The organism is Frankia sp. Cppng1_Ct_nod (assembly GCF_920656135.1).
GTDB classification, from domain to species: Bacteria; Actinomycetota; Actinomycetes; order Frankiales; family Frankiaceae; genus Protofrankia; species Protofrankia meridionalis.
Genome location: NZ_CAKKTK010000083.1, coordinates 17,600 through 20,436, shown reverse-complemented (window position 1 = coordinate 20,436; position 2,837 = coordinate 17,600). Strand labels below are relative to the sequence as shown.

The window sequence follows — 2,837 nt, the reverse complement described above, 5'->3', positions numbered from 1 at the left end:
AACGACGGCCTAGAACAGCGGTAGGTAGGGACGCAGATCGGCGCGGCGGTTGATCCTCGGTGAGACGTTCCCCCACGTTTACCCCACTCACCGCTGGGTGGGGCGGTTCACTCCTTGGCTGATCGACGCCGCCCGGCCGTGTCGCCACGGTCCGGGTTGCAGGTGGTTCGTCGAGGAGACCTACGTCAAGGTCGCGGGCCGCTGGACCTACTTCTACCGGGCGATCGACCAGTTTCGGCCGGGTCATCGACGTGCTCGCCGCCGAGAAACGCGATCTCGCCGCGGCCCGCCGGTTGTTCACCCGGGCGCTGCCGCACGGCCGCCGCCCGGCCGAGGTGACCGCCGACCGGGGGCGCCTCCTATCCGCGGGTCCTCGGGCGAGTGGCTACCCGCGGCCCATCACGTCGATGCCCGGTATGCCAGCAACAAGGTCCCCTGTCGCCGACTCGCGGTCGCGTTCACCGACCTCGCCCTGGCGATCTGACCAGGCACCAGCCGCCAGCGCCATGTCCCGAACCGGCTCAACGCAACAGAACTCTTTGTGACGGTGGGTCACAAGAAGGCTAGAACCTGCCGCGGCTAGGCATACGCTCGATGAGCCGTTGGATGAGCCCTGAAAACCTTCGCAGGTTCGAGGGTGGTCACGAGCAGCCCTCAGGAGGTTGAGGATTTCGGGGCATGGCCGTGGCTGGGGAACGAGGCCAGGGCGGTGTCGACCATCGCGCGGAGGTCTTCTCGGAGTACGCCGGTGGCGGCCTGGACGGAGATCCCGTAGGCGAAGGTGGCGACGTAGCGGGCCAGGGCCTCGGCGTCGGCGTCCGTAGGTAGGTCGCCTTCGGCCACGGCGCGGGCGAAGCGGTCGCGGATGGCGGCCTCGCCGGTGCGGCGCCATTCGATCAGTGCCTGGCGGGCCGTGTCGCCGAGTCCGCCGGTGGCCAGGGCTCCCTGGACGCCGAGGCATCCGACCGGGTGTTCGGGGGTGGTGGTGGCCAGGGCGGCGCCGTTGAGGATGTGTTCCGCGGCGCCTCGTGCGGTCGGCTCCTCCAGGGCTCGGGCGACGTAGCCGGCCGGGCCGCTGGTGTAGCGGTCCAGGGCCTTGCGGAACAGGTCCTCCTTGTTGCCGAAGGCCGCGTACATGCTGGTGCGGGTGATGCCCATGGCTTCGGTGAGGTCGGCCAGTGAGGCGCCTTCGTATCCCTGGCGCCAGAAGACCTCCAGTGCCCGTTCCAGAGCCTGGTAGGTGTCGAAGGCGCGTGGGCGGCCGATGGCGCGTTCGGTGGTGCTCATCCCCCCCACGGTACCCGTTCCAGACCGAGCGGTACATAAGTCGCCCCAGGCGTGCTACGGTTTCCTTCAGAACCGATCGGTACAGAAATAGTCGCCGGTGAAGCGGCCTGTACCGGCATCCCAGCACGCACAGACGGGACAAGATCATGGGACAGTTCGACGGCAAGACGGCCATCGTCACCGGCGGTACGACCGGCATCGGGCTGGCGGTCGCCCGCCGTCTGGCCGACGAGGGCGCGCACGTGTTCGTCACCGGACGGCGCAAGCCGGAGCTGGACGCGGCGGTCGAGGCGATCGGCGCGAACGCGACCGGCGTGCAGGGCGACGTCTCGGACCTGGCTGACCTGGATCGGCTCTACGACGCGGTGCGCGGCGCGGGCCGACGGGTGGACGTGCTGTTCGCCAACGCCGGCGGCGGCTCGTTCTCGACGCTGGAGCAGGTTACCGAGGAGCACTTCGACCAGACGTTCGGCATCAACGTCCGTGGGCTGCTGTTCACGGTGAAGAAGGCGCTGCCGCTGCTCAACGACGGCGCCTCGGTAATCCTGCCCGCGTCCACGACCGCGACCACCGGCACCGAGGCATTCGGCGTCTACGCCGCGTCCAAGGCCGCCGTCCGCTCCTTCACCCGTACCTGGGCCAACGAGCTCAAGGGCCGCGGCATCCGGGTCAACGCCGTCACCCCCGGCCCGATCGACACCCCCGGAATCACCGGCCTGGCCCCGGACGACGAGCAGGCCGCGCAGCTCAAGGGATTTCTGGCCACCCAGGTCCCGCTCGGCCGGATGGGCCGCCCGGAGGAGATCGCCGACGCCGTGGTGTTCCTGGCCTCCGACCGCGCCAGCTTCATCACCGGGGCGAACCTCGACGTCGACGGCGGCATGAACCAGATCTGAGCCTGGCACCCCACCGCCTCATCCATCGAAGGGGAGCACGGGCCATGAACCTGGGACGAGCAGGGATCTGGAGCCTCGAGCTGCGGATGGCCGACCCCGGCCAGATCAGCGAACAGGCTGCCGAACTCGACGAACTCGGCTGGGGAACCCTGTGGATTCCCGGCCTGGGCGGCGGCGACATCGTGGGCGACAGCGAACGGCTGCTGCGCGCCACCGGTACCGCGAACGTCGCGACCGGCGTCGCCAGCATCTGGAAGCACGACGCTGCCGAGATGGCTACCGGCCATCACCGGCTGACGGCGGCCTACGGTCCCCGGGTGCTGCTGGGACTCGGGGTCAGCGACCCAGGGTCCGCGCACCGGGCGGGGCGGCCGTTCCGCCCGGTCGCCGACATGAATGACTACCTCGACCGGCTCGACCACGGGCAGGCTCCGGTTCCAGCCGGTGAGCGCATCCTCGCCGCGCTCGGCCGCGTGCGCACCGAGGCGGCTGTGCGACCGCACCGGGTGCGTGGCTGGCTCAACCGCGCCGACGACCAGGCGTTCTGGGCCCAGGCCGGCGCGGCCTGCCGCCTCTACCTGGACCCGCCGCCGGGAACCGTGCTGGTCAGCATCGACGAGAAGACCGGCTATCTAGGCCAAGGCGCGCCGCTAC

2 protein-coding genes and 2 pseudogenes are annotated in these 2,837 nt (G+C 70.2%); 3 read left to right on the top strand and 1 reads right to left on the bottom strand.

Annotated features, from left to right (window positions below; all coding sequences use genetic code 11):
* Positions 1–88 precede the first annotated feature (88 nt).
* Positions 89–433, top strand: a pseudogene (locus NBW77_RS18795) (DDE-type integrase/transposase/recombinase); the annotation flags it as partial.
* A 221-nt stretch (positions 434–654) separates the two neighbouring features.
* On the opposite strand, the gene NBW77_RS18790 reads toward NBW77_RS18795, so the two are convergent.
* The gene (locus NBW77_RS18790; RefSeq protein WP_131747687.1) at positions 655–1,287 is read right to left on the bottom strand and encodes a TetR/AcrR family transcriptional regulator; all 633 of its coding nucleotides are present in this window, start codon (positions 1,285–1,287) and stop codon (positions 655–657) included.
* 146 nt (positions 1,288–1,433) lie between these two features.
* Here NBW77_RS18790 and NBW77_RS18785 point away from each other — a divergent pair, with 146 nt between their 5' ends.
* The gene (locus tag NBW77_RS18785) at positions 1,434–2,183 is read left to right on the top strand and encodes an SDR family NAD(P)-dependent oxidoreductase (RefSeq protein ID WP_131747686.1); all 750 of its coding nucleotides are present in this window, start codon (positions 1,434–1,436) and stop codon (positions 2,181–2,183) included.
* Positions 2,184–2,227: 44 nt separating this feature from the next.
* Positions 2,228–2,837, top strand: a pseudogene (locus NBW77_RS18780) (hypothetical protein); the annotation flags it as partial.

Excerpts from the sequence above, each read along its gene's own strand:
- NBW77_RS18790 (WP_131747687.1), bottom strand. The coding sequence starts at position 1,287 with ATGAGCACCACCGAACGCGCCATCGGCCGCCCACGCGCCTTCGACACC.
- NBW77_RS18785 (WP_131747686.1), top strand. The coding sequence starts at position 1,434 with ATGGGACAGTTCGACGGCAAGACGGCCATCGTCACCGGCGGTACGACC.